The organism is Janthinobacterium sp. GW823-FHT06H09 (genome assembly GCF_058794735.1).
This window is the reverse complement of the sequence record NZ_JBXAHC010000016.1, coordinates 1-17,955: the sequence shown is the minus strand read 5'-3', so window position 1 is coordinate 17,955 and position 17,955 is coordinate 1. Positions and strand designations below refer to the sequence as shown.

General features: G+C 64.3%; 16 protein-coding genes and 1 tRNA gene. 13 read left to right on the top strand and 4 right to left on the bottom strand.

The window, feature by feature from the left end; translation table 11 throughout:
• The first annotated feature begins 15 nt into the window (after positions 1–15).
• From AC1Q6X_RS23310 to ahpF, 13 genes are all read left to right on the top strand, one after another.
• The gene (locus AC1Q6X_RS23310; RefSeq protein ID WP_070312244.1) at positions 16–1,122 is read left to right on the top strand and encodes a zinc ribbon domain-containing protein; all 1,107 of its coding nucleotides are present in this window, start codon (positions 16–18) and stop codon (positions 1,120–1,122) included.
• 8 nt (positions 1,123–1,130) lie between these two features.
• Complete coding sequence (locus tag AC1Q6X_RS23305) at positions 1,131–2,219, top strand: zinc-ribbon domain-containing protein (protein WP_492498545.1); 1,089 nt, start codon at positions 1,131–1,133, stop codon at positions 2,217–2,219.
• A gap of 160 nt (positions 2,220–2,379) precedes the next feature.
• Positions 2,380–3,261: an EamA family transporter gene (locus AC1Q6X_RS23300; protein WP_492498544.1), complete on the top strand. Its 882-nt coding sequence runs from the start codon at positions 2,380–2,382 to the stop codon at positions 3,259–3,261.
• Between the two features lie 208 nt (positions 3,262–3,469).
• Complete coding sequence (locus tag AC1Q6X_RS23295) at positions 3,470–4,429, top strand: sugar ABC transporter substrate-binding protein (RefSeq protein WP_070219455.1); 960 nt, start codon at positions 3,470–3,472, stop codon at positions 4,427–4,429.
• A gap of 86 nt (positions 4,430–4,515) precedes the next feature.
• Entirely contained in the window at positions 4,516–6,069 is a 1,554-nt protein-coding gene (locus AC1Q6X_RS23290; RefSeq protein WP_492498543.1) for a sugar ABC transporter ATP-binding protein, read from the top strand.
• An 18-nt stretch (positions 6,070–6,087) separates the two neighbouring features.
• The gene (locus tag AC1Q6X_RS23285) at positions 6,088–7,059 is read left to right on the top strand and encodes an ABC transporter permease (RefSeq protein WP_070312235.1); all 972 of its coding nucleotides are present in this window, start codon (positions 6,088–6,090) and stop codon (positions 7,057–7,059) included.
• Between the two features lie 9 nt (positions 7,060–7,068).
• A complete protein-coding gene (locus AC1Q6X_RS23280; RefSeq protein ID WP_492498542.1) occupies positions 7,069–8,127 on the top strand; it encodes a LacI family DNA-binding transcriptional regulator in 1,059 nt (352 codons plus the stop codon).
• On the top strand, positions 8,124–9,032 hold the full coding sequence (rbsK, locus tag AC1Q6X_RS23275) for a ribokinase (protein WP_492498541.1): 909 nt from the start codon (positions 8,124–8,126) through the stop codon (positions 9,030–9,032). Before AC1Q6X_RS23280 ends, rbsK begins: the two co-directional genes overlap by 4 nt.
• A gap of 13 nt (positions 9,033–9,045) precedes the next feature.
• Entirely contained in the window at positions 9,046–9,438 is a 393-nt protein-coding gene (gene rbsD / locus AC1Q6X_RS23270; protein WP_099666108.1) for a D-ribose pyranase, read from the top strand.
• A gap of 134 nt (positions 9,439–9,572) precedes the next feature.
• Positions 9,573–12,416 (top strand): EAL domain-containing protein, encoded by a 2,844-nt coding sequence (locus AC1Q6X_RS23265; protein WP_492498540.1) that lies wholly within the window; start codon positions 9,573–9,575, stop codon positions 12,414–12,416.
• Between the two features lie 168 nt (positions 12,417–12,584).
• Positions 12,585–12,983, top strand: coding sequence for a DUF3597 domain-containing protein (locus AC1Q6X_RS23260; protein WP_070219448.1), 399 nt, complete (start codon positions 12,585–12,587; stop codon positions 12,981–12,983).
• A 194-nt stretch (positions 12,984–13,177) separates the two neighbouring features.
• A complete protein-coding gene (gene ahpC / locus AC1Q6X_RS23255; protein WP_070219447.1) occupies positions 13,178–13,741 on the top strand; it encodes an alkyl hydroperoxide reductase subunit C in 564 nt (187 codons plus the stop codon).
• A gap of 98 nt (positions 13,742–13,839) precedes the next feature.
• On the top strand, positions 13,840–15,435 hold the full coding sequence (gene ahpF, locus AC1Q6X_RS23250; protein WP_492498539.1) for an alkyl hydroperoxide reductase subunit F: 1,596 nt from the start codon (positions 13,840–13,842) through the stop codon (positions 15,433–15,435).
• 68 nt (positions 15,436–15,503) lie between these two features.
• On the opposite strand, the gene AC1Q6X_RS23245 is transcribed toward ahpF, so the two are convergent.
• The 4 genes from AC1Q6X_RS23245 to AC1Q6X_RS23230 all read right to left on the bottom strand — a co-directional run bounded on the left by AC1Q6X_RS23245 (position 15,504) and on the right by AC1Q6X_RS23230 (position 17,938).
• Complete coding sequence (locus tag AC1Q6X_RS23245) at positions 15,504–15,851, bottom strand: CzcE family metal-binding protein (RefSeq protein WP_492498538.1); 348 nt, start codon at positions 15,849–15,851, stop codon at positions 15,504–15,506.
• A gap of 133 nt (positions 15,852–15,984) precedes the next feature.
• Positions 15,985–16,611 carry an ABC transporter ATP-binding protein gene (locus AC1Q6X_RS23240; protein ID WP_492498537.1) on the bottom strand — a complete coding sequence of 209 codons (627 nt, stop codon included), beginning with the start codon at positions 16,609–16,611 and terminating at the stop codon, positions 15,985–15,987.
• Positions 16,602–17,609, bottom strand: a complete 1,008-nt coding sequence (locus AC1Q6X_RS23235) for a hypothetical protein (protein ID WP_492498536.1) — start codon at positions 17,607–17,609, stop codon at positions 16,602–16,604. The genes AC1Q6X_RS23240 and AC1Q6X_RS23235 overlap by 10 nt, the downstream gene beginning before the upstream one ends.
• A gap of 252 nt (positions 17,610–17,861) precedes the next feature.
• Positions 17,862–17,938, bottom strand: a tRNA-Asp gene (locus AC1Q6X_RS23230).
• Positions 17,939–17,955: the final 17 nt, after the last annotated feature.

The following is a 17,955-nucleotide window of genomic DNA, read 5'->3' as shown; positions in this document are numbered from 1 at the left end:
CCATCCAGGCTAGACATGACCATTTCCACAGAAGCACCTAAACCTCTTCCCTTTTCCTCCGCGCTCGGTTCGCTGATCGAAGCGACCGACGCCATCAAGAATTTCCGCGCGATTGCTCTGCTGGCCCTGACCTTCATCGGCGCCGTGCTCGTCGGTGGTGTACTGACGATGCTCGCCGGCAGCATGAGCAGCGTGCTGCTGGGCTTCCTGGGCGGCCTGATGGCCTTCCTCGTGATGTTTTACGGCTCCAACGCCGTCGGCATCCTGCTGATGCGCGATGCCCAGGGCCAGCCTGGCTTGAGCCTGGTGGATGCCGTGCTCGTTTCGCTGTACACGAGCCACCGCCTGATCGCGGTCGTGTTCCTGGAATTTCTGATCGTGCTGGCGGCCATGATCGCCATCGCCATCATTTTGTTCGTCTGCAAGATCCCCGTGCTCGGTCCCGTGCTGTACACGCTGGTCTTCCCGTTGTCGGCCATCGTGCTGGGCGTGCTGGTGTTTGCGCTGTTTTACGTGATGCTGCCGCTGGCCGGCCCCGCCGCGTGGTCGGGCGCCACCGTGTTCCAGATCATTGCCCGCCTGAACCTGATCGTGCGCACCAAGCTGGTGTCGGTGATCCTGCTGGAAGTGCTGCTGTTCCTGATCACGACGTTTGTGGCGCTGCTGATCTTTGGCGTGGTCGGTACCGGCGTGTCGCTGACCAGCGGCATGTCGGCTGGCATCCTGGGCCTGGGCGGCCAGATGAATATGTATTCCCTCGCTTCGGGTCTGAGTGGCGGTTCCGGCTACATCATCGCAGCCGGTCTGGGCGGCGGCTTGCTGATGGCGGCCGCGGCTGTGGTGCCCGGTCTGATCTTTACCAAGGGTGTGTGCATCATTTACCTGAACGCCACGCGCAATGTCGATTTCAGCGCCTCGGAAGCGAGCCTGAACGACGGGCTGGCCACGGTCAAGAAGAAAGCCGAAGAAGCGCGTGAACGCGCGCGTGCCCTGGCCGAACAGGCCGCGACACCTGCCGCACCGGCCGCTGCGTCGGTTGACAGCCTGCATTGCCCGAGCTGCAAGGCCCCGGTCGCGTCCGATGACGTGTTCTGCGGCGAATGCGCGCATAAACTCAAGTAAGGCAGACCATGGCGCAATTCTGTAAACAGTGCGGCACCGCCCACGCGCCCGACGCGCGCTTTTGCGACGAGTGCGGCAAGGCCGTCAATGCCGCGCCAGCCCCATCACCCGCGCCGGCCGCGATACCGGCGCTGTCCGGCGTGAAGCGGCGCCACGTCGTCATCGCCGGCGGCGTGCTGGCGGCTGTCATCGTGGCTGGCGGCGCCCTGGCGTGGCTGCTGGCGCCGGAAGCGGCGTCGGCCAGCAGTTTTGGCCGCGCCATCGATGCCCACCTGGCGGCCGACGAGGCGGCGCGCGACAAGCTGCTGTGCTTCACCAACTTGCCGTACCAGAAGGAAGAAATCCGCGTGGCGTCGTACGACAGCTCCACTCGACAATGGCTCGATATCCTCGTGCGTGGCGGCTTGTACAACGCTCCCGTCGAACAAAGCAGCGGCGGCTGGCTGGCGCAATCGCAATTCGTCTATGCGCTGGCCGCGCCGGGCAAGGCCGCCTTGCGCGGCGACAAGCTGTGCGTGGCCAAGGGCGTGAAAGTGGCCAAGGTCAGCGGCTACGAGCAGGTGCGCGAGATGGGCGGGCGGCCGACGGCAATGGCCACGGCCACCCTGGCGCTGAGCGATGAAGCGGCATGGCTCGTCAAGTCGCCGGACCGCGCGCAGATCCTGCAACGCTTGCCGGGCGGCGGCCTGGAAGTGCAACTGCCGCTGGCGCTGGTCGACAAGCAATGGCAAGTCACCGACCGTGCGCAACTGCACCAGGCCGCCATGGCCATGGCGGGCGCCATGCGCAATGCCTCGGGTGCGCAAGAAGCGGGCATGCTGGACAAGCTGAAAAGCCTGTTCCGCTTTGGCGGCCACCCGCTGGTGGGCAAATGGAAGGGCTCGACCGGCGAAGTCCTGGAATTTACAAAGGACAGCATTATCGAGAACGGCAACGCAAGCACGGCCACGTTTGCCACCGAAGGCAATGTCGTGACGATCGTCTCGGAAGAGGGGGGCGGCATGGCCATGCAGATCAGCCTGAGCAACAGCAACAACGTGGCCACGCTCACCGTCGGCGGCATGCCGGTCGCGGTGCTGCAGCGCGTGCGCGATTAAGCGTCGGGCAGGCGGCAGCGTGCCGCCTTGCCTCATTCCCGAAGCCCGGCCCTGCCGGGCTTTTTTACGCCCGCCAGGCGCCGGTGCATTCGTCTATTTATCTTGACATCAAGATAGTTCGCGCCCACACTGGCTTTTTATCTTGATGTCGAGATAGTACATGTCCGCCTTTTCTGTCCGCCCCGCCTGGGGCGATATTCTGCTCACGGCGCTGGCGCCCTTGACCTGGGGTTCCACGTATATCGTCACGTCCGAACTGCTGCCGCCGGACCGGCCCTTCACGGCGGCCCTGATCCGCGTGCTGCCGGCCGGCCTGCTGTTGCTGCTGATCATGCGGCGCCTGCCCGCGCGGCGCGACTGGGGCCGCGTGCTGATCCTGTCGGCGCTCAATATCGGCGTGTTCCAGGCGCTGCTGTTCGTGGCCGCCTACCGCCTGCCCGGCGGCTTGGCGGCCGTGGTGGGCGCCATCCAGCCGCTGCTGGTGATGGGCCTGGCCTGGGGCGTGGAAGGGCGCCGTCCGGCCCGCCTGGCCTTGCTTGCCAGCGTGCTGGGCGTGGCCGGCATGGCCGTTTTGTTGTTGTCGCCGCGCACGGTGTGGGAACCGATCGGCATCGCCGCCGCGCTGGGCGGCACGGCCTGCATGGCGGCCGGCACCTATCTGACGCGGCGCTGGAAGCCAGACTTGCCCGTGCTGGCGCTGACGGGCTGGCAATTGCTGCTCGGCGGCCTGATGCTGGCGCCCGTCGCCTGGCTGGCCGACGCACCGTTGCCGGCGCTGTCCTTGCAGCAAGTATTGGCTTACGCCTACCTGTGCCTGGCCGGCGCGCTGCTGGCGTATGCCTTGTGGTTTCGCGGCATCGCCCGCCTGTCGCCCGTGGCCGTCTCCTCGCTGGGACTGCTCAGTCCCCTGATGGCCGTTGTGCTGGGCTGGGCCTTGCTGGGCCAGGCCATGACGGGCTGGTCGATGCTGGGCTTGCTGCTGGTGCTGGCCAGCGTGCTGGCGGTGCAGTGGGCCAGCGCCCGTCCCGCAACAAACGCCTGACTTCCGCGCATTTCCCCTCGGCAGGCCGGTCGCATCGGCCTGCCCGTTTCCCTCTGAGCGTCCTCTTTTTGCTGCACCGCACATACTGTTTTGCTTGCACTGTAATAGGGCATTGAGGCACTATTCGCTTCGCGCAAACGTTTGCGCGCAACGAATTTCCTAAAAAGCATGCAGTACACGTGTTTGACCAACAACTCTGGAGACGCTCATGACATCCCGTATTCGCCTGAAAATGATTGCCGCCGCTGTCCTGGTATGTGCTTTGCCCGCCGTGCCGGCCATGGCGCAGACGCCTGCCAAACCGAAGGTGGCGCTGGTGATGAAGTCGCTCGCCAATGAATTTTTCCTGACCATGGAAAATGGCGCCAAGGCGCATCAGAAGGCCAATGCCGCCAAGTACGACCTGCTGTCGAACGGCATCAAGGATGAAACGGATACGTCGAGCCAGATCAAGCTGGTCGAGCAAATGATCGTCTCGCGCGTCAACGCGCTGGTGATCGCCCCGGCCGATTCGAAAGCGCTGGTGCCGGTGCTGAAAAAAGCCATCGACGCGGGCATCATCGTCGTCAATATCGACAACAAGCTCGACGAGGGCGCGCTGAAAGAGAAGGGCATCACCGTGCCGTTCGTCGGCCCGGACAACCGCAAGGGCGCCAAGGTCGTCGGCGACTTCCTAGCCAAGCAGATCAAGAAGGGCGACCCCGTCGGCATCATCGAGGGCGTGTCCACCACCTACAACGCGCAGCAGCGCACCCTGGGCTTCCAGGACGCGATGAACGCGGCCGGTGCGAAAGTCGTCAGCGTGCAGTCGGGCCAGTGGGAAATCGCCCCCGCCAATACGGTGGCCGCCGCCATGCTGAACGCCAACCCGAATATCAAGGCCTTGCTGTGCGGTAACGACAACATGGCCATCGGCGCCGTGTCCGCCATCAAGGCGGCCGGCAAGACGGGCAAGGTCCTCGTCGTCGGCTACGACAACATCAACGCCATCAAGCCGATGCTGGCCGATGGCCGCGTGCTGGCTACCGCCGACCAGTTCGGTTCGCAGCAAGCCGTGTTCGGCATCGACACCGTGCTCAAAGCGCTGGCGCAGAAGAAGAAACAGGCCGATCTCGGTGGCGTCATCGAAACCAAGGTCGAACTGGTCGCCAAGGGCGCCAAGTCCTGATCGTCTGATCCCGCCGGGGCCAGCGTCCGCGTCTCTGCCTGAGGCTGCGGCGCCGGCCCCGCCGCCTTTTTCCGCGGAGTTTTATCATGCCCACCGACATCCTCCCGGCGCCATCAGCCGCCATCCCTCTATTGACCCTGGATAACATCGGCAAGTCCTATGTCGGCCCCGTGCTGGGCGGCGTGGGCCTGCGTTTCGCCCCCGGCCAGGTACTGGCGCTGACGGGAGAGAACGGTGCCGGTAAAAGCACCCTGTCGAAGATCATCTGCGGCCTGGAGCAAGCGACCACGGGCACGATGCTGCTCGACGGCAAGCCCTACCAGCCCGCCTCGCGCGGCGCGGCCGAGGCGCTGGGCATCCGCATGGTGATGCAGGAACTCAATTTGATTCCCACCCTGTCGATCGCGGAAAACCTGTACCTGAAAAACCTGCCGCAGCGCTTCGGCTTCATCGACCGCACGCGTCTCGAACGCGACGCGCGCGAACAGATGGAGAAAGTGGGCCTGGGCGGCCTCGATCCGTGGACCCTCGTGGGCGAACTGGGTATCGGCCACCAGCAGATGATCGAAATCGCGCGCAATTTAATTGGCGCCTGCCGTTTGCTGGTGTTAGATGAGCCGACGGCCATGCTGACGCACCGCGAAGTGGAATTGCTGTTCCTGCAAATCGAACGCCTGAAGGCCGACGGCGTGTGCATCATCTACATTTCCCACCGCCTGGAAGAACTCAAGCGCGTGGCCGACCGCATCGCCGTGCTGCGCGATGGCCAGCTCGTGTGCGATGACGACATCGCCGGCCACTCCGCCGCCGACCTGGTCAGCCTGATGGTGGGCCGCTCGGCCGACGATGCCGTCGACCTGAGCGGCCGCACGATAGGCGCGCCGCTGCTGCGCGTGCGGGGCTTGGCGCGCGGCAAGGTGGTCAAGCCGACATCGTTCGACTTGCGCGCCGGCGAAATCCTCGGCATCGCCGGCCTCATCGGCTCGGGCCGCACGGAATTGCTGCGTTTGATCTTCGGCGCCGACCGCGCGGATGCCGGTGACGTGTTCCTCGGCGACAGCGAAGTCCCTGCCGCCTTGCACTCGCCGCAGGCGGCCGTGCAGGCCGGCATCGCCATGATCACGGAAGACCGCAAGGGACAAGGTTTGTTGCTGCGCCAGTCGATCGCCGTCAACACCACCCTCGCCTCGCTCGACACGGTCAGTGGCGCTGGCTGGCTCAACGACGCGGCCGAAGCGACGGTGGCCGACGACTATATTCAGCGCCTGGGCATCCGTTCGCGCAACAGCGCGCAAACGGTGGCCGAGCTGTCCGGCGGCAACCAGCAAAAGGTCGTGATCGCCCGCTGGCTGTACCGCGACTGCCCCGTGATGCTGTTCGACGAACCCACGCGCGGCATCGATATCGGCGCCAAGTTTGATATTTATCAGGTGCTGGCCGAACAGGCGCGCCAGGGCAAGGGCCTCGTCATCGTCTCGAGCGACTTGCGCGAACTGATGCTGATCTGCGACCGCATCGCCGTCATGAGCGCGGGCAGCATCGTCGACACCTTCGAGCGCGGTGCCTGGAGCCAGGACGCGCTGCTGTCGGCCGCCTTCTCCGGCTATTTGACCCCCAACTCCACTCCAGCTGCGGCCTGATCCGCCGGAAAGATTCCCATGACCTCCAACTCCTCTCCTTCGTATCTGCAGCGCAGCCTGGCCGACCTGAAAAACTATGCGGGCCTGATCGGCGCTTTGCTGGCCATGTGCGTGCTGTTCTCGTTTGCCAGCGAAAACTTTTTTACTTTGGCCACCTTGAGTACCCTGTCGAACAACATCCCGACCCTGGTCGTGATGGCCGTCGGCATGACCTTTGTGCTGATCATCGGCGGCATCGATTTGTCCGTCGGTTCCGTGATGGCGCTGGCCGCGTCCGTGCTGTCCTTGGCCGTAGTGCACTGGGGCTGGCCCGTGTGGAGCGCGGCTTTGCTGGGCATGTTCGTCGCCGCCCTGTGCGGCGCGACGACGGGCCTCATTTCCGTCGGCTGGCGCATCCCCTCGTTCATCGTGTCCTTGGGCGTGCTGGAAATGGCGCGCGGCATGGCCTATCAGGTGACCAATTCGCGCACGGAATACATCGGCAGCGCCGTGGACGGCATTAGCTCGCCGATTGCGTTTGGCCTGTCGCCCGCCTTCATCGCCTCGATCGCCATCGTCGTCATTGGCCACCTGGTGCTCACGCGCACGGTGCTGGGACGCCACTGGATCGGCATCGGCACCAATGAAGAAGCCGTGCGTTTGTCCGGCATCAACACAAAACCGTCGAAAGTGCTGGTGTTTGCCTTGATGGGCTTTCTGGCCGGCGTGGGCGCACTGTTCCAGGTGTCGCGCCTGGAAGCGGCCGACCCAAACGGCGGCGTGGGCATGGAATTGCAGGTGATCGCCGCCGTCGTGATCGGCGGCACGAGCTTGATGGGCGGACGCGGTTCCGTCATCAGCACGTTTATCGGCGTGTTGATCATTTCCGTGCTGGAAGCGGGCCTGGCGCAGGTGGGCGTGTCGGAACCCGTGAAACGCATCGTCACGGGCCTGGTGATCGTCGCCGCCGTCGTGCTCGACACTTACCGCCGCCGCGGCGAGCGTTCATAATACTGGCCCATGGCAACCATCAAGCAAGTGGCGCAGGCGGCGGGGGTATCGTTTACCACCGTCTCGCACGTCCTCAACAATACCCGCCCCGTCAGCGACGAGGCGCGCCGCGCCGTGCTGGCGGCGGCGGAGGCACTGCATTACGTGCCCAGCGCGCTGGCGCGCTCCTTGCGCAGCCGCAGCACGGGCACCATCGGCCTGATCATTCCGAACAATACGAACCCGTATTTCTCGGAAGTGGCGCGCGGCATCGAGGACAGCTGCTATGCGGCCGGCTACAGCGTGATTTTGTGCAATTCCGATGACGATCCCGCCAAGCAGCGCGACTACCTGAACGTGCTCTTGACCAAGCGCTGCGACGGCCTGATTTTGTCCGCGCTGGCCGACAGCGATGGCGAATTGCTGCGCAAGATGAAAGTGCCGGCCGTGCTGCTCGACCGCGCACCCAGCGACCTGGCCATCGATGCCGTGGCCGTCGACAACCGCGCCGGCGGAGCCCTGGCCGCGCGCCATCTGCTGGGGCTGGGACGCCGGCGCCTCGCCTGCATCGCCGGTCCCCGTGAAGTGAGCATTTCCAATGAGCGCATCGCCGGCGCGCGCGGCGCCATGGCGGAGGCGGGCGTGGTCCTGGCCGAGGCCCTGTGCGTGCATGGCGATTTCACGAGCGCGGGCGGCTATGCGGCCGCGCTGGACTTGCTGGCGCTGCCCCAGGGCGAGCGTCCCGACGCCCTGTTCTGCTGCAATGACCTGATGGCCTTTGGCGCCTTGCGCGCCGCCGCCGAGCGGGGCATTGCCGTGCCCGGCGAACTGGCCGTCGTCGGCTTCGACGATATCGACCTGGCCAGCTTCGTGCATCCGGCCTTGAGCAGCGTGGCGCAAAATACGCGCGAGCTGGGCCACATCACGGCGGCCTGTCTGCTGGCGCGCATCGCCGACCCCGCCTTGCCGCGCCAGCAGCGCAGCATCGCCCCCGCACTGCACGTGCGCGGCTCCAGCGTGGCCGCCACCGTACCTTCTGCTGTACCTACTTCTTCTCCTGCAACTGAACTGATGGGAATGACATCATGATCGTGGTTATCGGCAGCATCAATATGGACCTGGTCTTGCGCGTGCCGCGCATGCCCCTCCCCGGCGAAACCCTGACGGGCGGCGCATTTAGAACTATTCCTGGCGGCAAGGGCGCCAACCAGGCCGTGGCCTGCGCGCGCCTGAGCGGCAAGGTGGCGGGCGCCCAGCAAGTGGCCATGGTCGGTTGCGTGGGCGACGACGCGTTTGGCGCGACCTTGCGCGCGGCCCTCGTGGGCGACGGCATCATCGACAGCCATATCATGACCTTGCCCGGCGTCGCGTCCGGCATCGCCTCGATCCTCGTCGATGACAATGGCCAGAACAGCATCGTGATCGCCGGCGGCGCCAACGATCTGCTCAGCCCCGCGCATATCGACGCGGCGAAAGAGCTGATCGAGCAGGCGGATATCGTCGTGCTGCAGCTGGAAACGCCGATGGCCACCGTCGTGCACGCCATTAAACTGGCCCGCTCGCTGGGCAAGACCGTGGTGCTGAACCCGGCCCCGGCGGCCAGCTTGCCGCAAGGCGTGCTGGAACTGGTCGACTACCTGATTCCGAATGAAATCGAAGCGGCCATGCTGGCCGGCGTCAGCCCGGAAGGCGCGGATGCCAAGGCGCTGGCGGCCGCGCTGCAAAAGCTGGGCAGCGACAACGTCATCATCACCTTGGGTTCCAAGGGCGTGCACGCGGCCCTGTATGGCGGCGATTTCACGTTTCCGGCCGAAGCGGTGCAAGCGGTCGACACGACGGCCGCCGGCGACACCTTCATTGGCGGTTTTGTGGCGGGCCTGGCGTCCGGCATGGACGAGGCGGAAGCGATTAGCCAAGGCCAGCGCGCTGCCGCCTGGAGCGTCACCAAGCCCGGCGCGCAAACCTCGATCCCCCACTTGCACGAGCTGTTCTAACGACACCACGCCCATGAAAAAATCACCGTTGCTCAATATTGCGCTGTCGCAACTGATCGCGTCGCTCGGTCATGGCGATATGCTCGTCATCGGCGACGCGGGCTTGCCGTCGCAGCCGGGCGTGCCCCTGATCGACCTGGCCCTGACGCGCGGCATTCCCGGCTTCATCGATACCGTCAATACGGTATTGACTGAAATGCAGGTGGAATACCATTTGCTCGCCAGCGAACTGCCGCAGCATAATCCGGCCATGGCGGCCCAGGTGGCGGCCTTGTCCCTGCCCGATGCGCGCCAGGTGACGCACGAGGAGTTCAAGCAATTGAGCAAGGGCGCGCGCGCCATCGTGCGCACGGGCGAGTGCAGTCCGTATGCCAACATCATTTTGGTCGCCGGCGTCGTGTTCTAGCGCAAACAATGGCGACATTGTTTGCCAAAAACATCAACGCTATTGTTCTCACTGAAATAATTATCCAATGGCAAAAGGGGCGGCTACAATAGCCTTACCCCTGCCAGCTCGGCAGCTTCCTGTGGTGTTCCGCCATGCCGATGAAAGCCCCCGACGCTTTCCGCTTTGTCTTGCCGCTCGCCGGCAGGCTGGCGCGCGGCTGGCGCTGCCTGTTCTTCCTGCTGCTGTGTCTGGCCACACAAGCCCGGGCGCTGGAACCCGTCTCCCTGCAGCTCAATTTCACGCACCAGTTCCAGTTCGCCGGCTATTACGCGGCCATTGAGCAAGGCTATTACCGCGAGGCGGGCCTCGACGTGACGCTGCTCGAAGGCAGCGGCGCGCCGCGCGCCGAGGCGGCCGTGCTGGCGGGCCAGGCCGAATATGGCGTGGGCAACAGCACCTTGTTGCTCAGCCGCCTGGCCGGAAAACCCGTGGTGGTGCTGGCCGTCGTGTTCCAGCATTCGCCCAGCGTGCTGCTGATGCGCCAGCAAGGCGGCGCGCCCGACGTGCGCAAGCTGGAGGGGGCGCCCGTGATGATAGGCGCACCCGCCGACGTGGCGTCCGCATCCGATGAAGTGTCGCTGTTCCTGCAGAAAATGGGCGTCGCGCCGCAGCAGATGCGCCACTTGCCGCCCAGCTACCGGGTCGAGGATTTGATCGAGGGCAAAGTCGATGCGATTGCCGCGTATTCCACCAACGAACCGGACTATCTGGACCGGGCGGGATTTCCCTATTACCAGTTTACGCCGCGCACGGCCGGCATCGATTTCTACGGCGACAACTTGTTTACCAGCGAGCGCGAACTGCGCCGCCATCCCGAGCGCGTAAAAGCGTTCCGCGCGGCCAGTTTGCGCGGCTGGCAATACGCGATGGCGCACCGCGAGGAAATGGCGCAATTGATCCATCTCAAATACAGCCAGCGCCATGACCACGCGCACCTGCTGTACGAGGCGCAGCAGATGGATTTACTGCTGCAGCCTACGCTGGTGGAGCCGGGCTACATGAATCCCCAGCGCTGGCAGCATATCGCCGATACGTATACCGCCATGGGCGTGCTGCCGCGCAATGCCACGGACAGCCGCGCCTACCAGGGTTTTTTGTATCGCCCCGTGCCAGGCGCGGACCTGGGCTGGCTGTACCTGTCGCTGGGCGTGGCGGGCAGCCTGTTGGCCGTGTCGGCCGCCTTTCATTTCAGCAATCTGGCGCGCGAGCGCCGCCGCACCGAGGACACCATCCGGCAAGGGGAATTGCGCTTTCGCACCATGTTCGAGCAGGCGCCCATGGGCATCGCCCTGATCGATACCGTGAGCGGACAGTTTCTGGATATCAATCCGCGCTATCTGGCCATCGCCGGGCGCACGCTGGAGCACATGAAGCAGACGAGCTGGATGGAAATCAGCCATCCCGATGACGTGGCGGGCGAGCAGGCGCACGTGGCGCAGCTGCTGGCGCGGCGCATGCAGGGTTTTCGCCACGCCAAGCGCATCGTGCGTCCCGATGGCGGCGTGGTGTGGGTCGACGCCTCGGTGACGGCCATCGCCACGGCGCGCCATGGCGGCCCGCAGCACCTGTGCATGCTGGAAGACGTGACGGACAAGCGGCAAACGGAAGCGCTGATCTGGCAGCAAGCCAATTTCGATACCCTGACGCAATTGCCGAACCGCCGCATGTTCCACGAGCGCCTGCGCCTGGCGCTGGCCCAGGGGCGGCGCGACGCAAGCCGCGTGGCCATCCTGTTCATCGACCTCGACCACTTCAAGGAAGTCAACGACACCCTCGGCCACCACCAGGGCGATATCTTGCTGATCGAAGCGGCGCGGCGCATCCGCGTGGGCGTGCGCGAGACGGATACGGTGGCGCGCCTGGGTGGCGATGAGTTCACGGTGATCCTGTCCGACCTCGACGACCTGCAGCAAGTCGACCGCATCGCGCGGCAAATCCTCGACGGCTTGCTGGCGCCGTTCCTGCTGGGACAGGAGCAGGCCTTCGTCTCCGCCTCGATCGGCATCACCCTGTATCCGGACGACGCGGGCACGATCGAGGACTTGCTCAAGCATGCGGACCAGGCCATGTATGTGTCGAAAGGCGCGGGGCGCAACCGCTACAGTTATTTCACGCCGGCCATGCAGGTGGCGGCCGTCAACCGCATGCGCATGGGGGCGGACTTGCGCACGGCCCTGCACGAACAGCAGATGCAGCTGCATTACCAGCCCATCGTCGAGCTGCGTAGCGGCAAACTGGTCAAAGCGGAAGCCTTGCTGCGCTGGCACCATCCGCAGCGGGGCATCGTGTGCCCGCCCGATTTCCTGGCGCTGGCCGAGAGCAGCGGCCTGATTGTGGAGATCGGCGACTGGGTGCTGCGCACGGCGACCGCGCAGCTGCGGCGCTGGCGTGCCCAGAGCCAGGCCATCGGCTTGCCGGGGCTGCAGCTGTGTCTGAACCAGTCGTCGCTGGAATTGCAGCGCGAAGTCGAGGCGCCCGGCACCTGGCTGCGCCAGCTGCTGGCGCTTGATGTGCCGCCTTCGGCCATCGTGCTCGACATGCGCGAAGATGTGCTTTTACCTAGCGGCAATAGCATGGCGCCACGCCTGCAGCACTTGCGCGAGGCGGGCTTGCAGATCGCCCTCGACGACTTCAGCAGCGGCCATGCCTCGCTGACGCAATTGCAGCAGTGCGGTATCGATTACCTGAAGCTCGACGGCGTGCTGGTGCGCAAGCTGGCGCCCGGGGCCAGCGAACTGGTGCTGTGCGAAGCCATCGTCACCATGGCCCACAAGCTGGGTTTGCAAGTCATCGCCGAAGGGGTGGAGACCGAAGAGCAGCGCGCGCTGCTGCTGGAGATCGGCTGCGATTTTGCGCAAGGCGAGCTGTTTGCGCCGCCGCTGGCCATCGACGCGTTCGACGCGCTGCTGCACGCCCGGCGGCCTTTGCATCCTTGAAACGGGCGCGTCCGCCACCAGATTTCACGCAAGCCTGCGGGACGGGGCTCCCGGCCCGAACGGGCTTATACTCGACGGGCTGGCGCCTGCGCCCGGCATTGCTGTCACGGGTCCTGGACCTGGTGCGCAGGCAAACCTTCTTCCATTCACTCAACTCGAGGTGACCTCATGGGCATTTTCAGCAATATCTATAACAAAATCTTCCACCATTCATCCGACGCTGCCCCGGCAGCCACGCCAGCCGCCGCTACCGAAGCGCCAGCGGCAGCCGCACCGGCGGCAGCGCCTGCACCGGCCGCCGCCGTGCCGGTCGTCGACGTGGAAGTGGTGCTGGTCGACCTGGCCAGCAAGAACGCGGAAAAACTCAATTGGCGCACGTCAATCGTCGACCTGATGAAACTGCTTCAACTCGACAGCAGCCTGGCCGCGCGCAAGGAACTGGCGCAAGAGCTGCACTTCACGGGCGACACCAACGATTCGGCCAGCATGAATATCTGGCTGCACCGCCAGGTGATGATCAAGCTGGCGGAAAACGGCGGCAAGGTACCGGAAGAGTTAAAGAACTAGGAATGAAACACCTGGCGGCGGCAGGGGTATCCACTGTCACCGCTATCCAATCCCGTGGGAACTGCCTATCATGGAGTTCCCATGGCGTCATGATAGCTAAAACCAATTGAAACTATTGTGACAATCAATTTTGAATATGGGTTAAAACCCCTTACACTAGAGTCTTACTGATTCACCACACGAGAGGAAATGACATGTCGCTGATCAATACCCAAGTTAAACCATTCAAGGCAACCGCATACCACAATGGCAAATTCGTCGACCTGACGGAAGCGTCGCTGAAAGGCAAGTGGTCGGTATTCGTCTTCTACCCAGCCGACTTCACCTTCGTTTGCCCAACCGAACTGGAAGATCTGGCCGATCACCACGCCGAGTTCCAGAAGCTGGGCGTCGATGTCTACGGCATCTCGACCGATACCCACTTCGCGCACAAAGCCTGGCACGACACCTCGGACGCGATCAAGAAAGTGCAATACGCACTGATCGGCGACCCGACCGGCGCCCTGTCGCGCAACTTCGAAGTCATGATCGAAGAAGAAGGCCTGGCACTGCGCGGCACCTTCGTCATCAATCCGGACGGCTTCATCAAAGTGCTGGAAGTGCATGACAACGGCATCGGCCGTGACGCATCGGAACTGTTGCGCAAAGTCAAAGCCGCCCAGTACGTGGCGAATCACCCAGGCGAAGTGTGCCCGGCAAAATGGACGGAAGGCGCCGCAACGCTGACCCCATCGCTGGACCTGGTCGGCAAGATCTAAGTCTCGATGCACGACGTAGCAAACAAGTAGTTACCGCGATGCCGGACCGGGCGTCCGGCCCGGCATTCGCCTAAATATTTGTAAAGGAAGAAAAAATCATGTTAGATGCAACCCTCAAAACCCAACTGAAATCCTACCTGGAAAAAGTGGTGTATCCGCTTGAGCTGGTCGCTTCTCTCGATGACAGCGCAAAAGCCCGCGAGATGAAGGAATTGCTCCAGGAGATAGTCCTGTTGAGCGACAAGATCACGCTGGTCGAGCGCCTTGACGCTGGCGTACGGACCCCGTCGTTCAGCATCAACCGTACCGGCTCCGACATCGGCGTGCGTTTCGCCGGTGTGCCGCTGGGCCACGAATTTACCTCGCTGGTGCTGGCGCTGCTGCAAGTGGGCGGCCACACCATCAAGTTCGACGATGCCGTGATCGAGCAGATCCGCAACCTCGACGGCGATTACGAGTTTGAAACGTTTATTTCGCTCTCCTGCCATAACTGCCCGGAAGTGGTGCAGGCCTTGAATGCCATGGCCGTGATCAACCCGCGCATCAAGGTCACCACCATCGATGGCGGCGTGTTCCCGCAAGAAGTGGAAGAACGCCAGATCATGGCCGTGCCGATGATGTTCCTCAATGGCCAGCATTTCGGCCAGGGACGCACGAATGTCGAGGAAATCCTTGCCAAGCTCGACACCAACGCCGGCGCCCGTCAGGCGGCAGCGTTGAGCAAGAAAGACGTGTTTGACGTGCTGATCGTCGGCGGCGGCCCCGCCGGCGCGGCAGCGGCGATCTACGCTGCCCGCAAGGGCATCAACACGGGCGTGCTGGCCGAGCGTTTCGGCGGCCAGGTGCTCGATACCCTGGCGATCGAAAACTTTATTTCCGTCAAGGAAACCGATGGTCCGAAGTTCGCCGTGGCGCTGGAACAGCACGTCAAGGAATACGACGTCGACATCATGAACACGCAGCGCGCCGCGAAATTGACTCCAGGCAAGCTGATCGAGATTGAAACGGCGAATGGCGCCGTGCTGAAAGCCAAGACCGTCATCCTGGCCACCGGTGCCCGCTGGCGCGAAATCAATGTGCCGGGCGAGAAGGAATACCGCAACCACGGTGTCGCCTACTGCCCGCACTGCGATGGTCCCTTGTTCAAGGGCAAGCGCGTGGCCGTGATCGGCGGCGGCAACTCGGGCGTGGAAGCGGCGATCGACCTGGCCGGCCTCGTGAAACACGTGACCCTGATCGAGTTCGGCGCGGAACTGCGCGCCGATGCGGTGCTCCAGCGCAAGCTGCACAGCCTGCCCAATGTGACCGTGATTACGTCGGCGCAGACCACCGAGATTCACGGCGACGGCAAGATCGTCAATGGCCTCAGCTACACGGACCGCATCAGCGGCGCGTCGAAGAAGGTCGAGCTGGAAGGCGTCTTCGTGCAAATCGGCCTGGTGCCGAACACGGAGTGGCTCAAGGGCACGGTCGCCTTGTCGCGCCATGGCGAAATTGAAGTCGATGCCCGCGGCCAGACTTCGATTCCCGGCGTGTTTGCGGCCGGCGACGTCACCACGGTGCCGTACAAGCAGATCATCATCGCCACCGGCGAAGGCGCCAAGGCAGCCCTGTCCGCCTTTGACCACCTGATCCGCTCGGATGACGAGGAAGTGGTCGACGAGTCCGCCGCGAAAGAAGCGCTGACGGCGTAACTCTTCACGCTGAAAAAAAACCGGAAAGGCCGCGAGGCCCTTCCGGTTTTTTTATGCGTAGAGGAAACTTAGCTGCCCGTGTACAGCGGGTTGGCGGCGACATACACCTGCACGCCATCGACGGCCATGTCCTTTGGCGCGATGTTGCTCAGGGCGAAGACGGTCCTGTTATTAAAAGTTTGCACGTGCCACGTAAAACGCTGGCCGGCGCGCGCGATGGTGACGGTTTCGCCGTGCGTGACGTTGATGTGGCGCGTGTCGGGCTGCAGTTCGATGCTGCGCTGGGCGGCGGCGTGGGGCGCGCTGCTGCCATAGTCGGCGGCCGTGCCCGTGGGGCCGGCGGCGAGGGCCGAAGTGGTGCAGGTGGTGATAGCGGCGCACAGGATGGCTAGGGCGCTGCGGTGGATGTTCAACATGATTTCTCCAAGAATAAGCCGGGCGCGGTGAATAACCGTGCCGTGTTGTTGTCGTGGCTGCACCGGGATCGCCGGTTTTTGCAACACGGCATCCTAAGCGGTTCTTGCCGATCTGAAAAGCTGTATTTCCTGTCTATATTTCTACCGTCGCCGCCAGCGGCACGTCCGGCGCCAGATGGCTGGTCAGCACGATGCACTGGCGCGCCAGGCGGGCCGGGTCGGCCAGGCGCGCGCGCAAGTACGCCATGGCGGCCGCGTCGAGGCCGTTGAACGGTTCGTCGATCAGCAGCAGGCGCACGGGCAAGGCCAGTGCCAGGGCCAGCTGCAGTTTTTTATGCTGGCCCAGGGACAGGGCGGTGATGCTTTGTTGTAAGGTCTGCAGCAGGGAAAATGCGCTCAGTTCGTCGTTCAGCAGGGCCTGGTCGCTGCCCGGGTACAGGGCCAGGTGCAGGTCGAGAAACTCGTGCACTTGCAGCCAGGGTAGGGCGGGCGCATCGCCGCCGCAATAGAAGGCCCGGGCGCGGTAGGCCAGCGGCATGAAGCCGCTGTCGATATCGTTCAGGCGGATGGCGCCGCGCGCGGGCAGCAGGGCGCCGCCCGCCAGCTTCAGCAAGGTCGTCTTGCCGGCGCCGTTCGCGCCGCGCAGCCAGGTCACGCCGGGGCCGAATTGCTGGCTGAACCCCTGGAACACGCTGTGCGTAGGGAAGTGAAAATCGAGGTGCTCGATATACAGCACGGGAGAAGGCAGGTTCAATTCCATAATTCGCTTCCGATGGCGCTCAAGGCAAGGATGGACAGGACGACGAGGGCGACCCTGCCGCGCGCCGTCAGGCGGGGCAGGCCGACGATGGCCAGCAGGGCGACGCTGGCGGTGAGGGCATACACGCTGGTGACGCGCCGCTGCAAGGCGGCGGGATCGGTGGCGTACAGCAAGACAGCACCGGCCAGCAGCACGGCGAAGGCGGGCAACAAGCTGGCCGCGCAGGCCAGGCGCAGCAAGGGCGCGCTGGCCAGCGGCCAGGCGTTCAGCGCGGGGCGCAGCACGGCGATCTGCTCGCGCACGGCCTTGTCGCCCCGGTCCGTCACAATGACCAGGCTGGCGCTGGCGAGCAAACCGAGCAGCGGCGCGGGCAGCAGGGGCGCGCGCAGCAGCCAGGCCAGCATGCTGGCGCCCGCCGTGGCCAGCAAGACGCTTTGCTGCAGGCCGATCACATTCTCATTGCGCCAGAACGGCAGCCAGAACAGCTGGCGCCACAGGAACAGGGTAGGCCAGCGGGCCCGTTGCGGCACATAGGCCGTCATCGTGGGCGGGCGCGCCCTTTGTGCGGGGCGCGGCGCGCGCAGGCGTTGCGCCACGATGAGCGTCGTCAGCAGCCAGGCCAGCAGCCAGGCACCGGCGGTGGCGGCAATGCCGGGCGCCGCGATGGGGCGCAGCCACGGCGGCGACTGCAGCAGCCAGATGCCGGCCGAGACGGCATACGCAAGGCCCAGCGGCAGCATCAGCAGGCCGGCGACGGCGATATCGGCTTGCCAGCGCAGGCGCGGCGGCAAGGGGAGCTGGCGCAGCCAGGCGGCGGTACTTGCCGGCAGCAGCCGTTTGCGCAGCAGCCAGCCGTGCAGGCAAGTGAGGACGGCCTGCGTGACGATGATACTCAGTGCGGCGGGCCAGGGCTGGCTCACGGCGAGAAAGCCGGGCAGGGCGATGACGCTGAGCAGGCCCAGCAGGACGGGACCGGCCAGGAAAAAGAAGATTTCCATGGAACTCGTCAGGCTGGCGGCAAATTGCAGCAAAGCATGATGGGCCAGGCGCAGTCGCAGGGCGATATAGGGAGGAGTACTACGGGGCAAGCGCATGCGGGCAGGGGCGAAGTCAGGGTAGCGCTGATTCTAACAGCCGGGGTCAGACCCCCGGACAAGTCAGCGTTGGGGTTGACGTTGGCGGTGTTGTGGATCTGACCCCAGAATGGGAAAAGCCCTTCGGTTCCAGGAACCAAAGGGCTTTTCTTTTATTGGCGGAGCGGACGGGACTCGAACCCGCGACCCCCGACGTGACAGGCCGGTATTCTAACCAACTGAACTACCACTCCAAGCTCGTATGATCTGT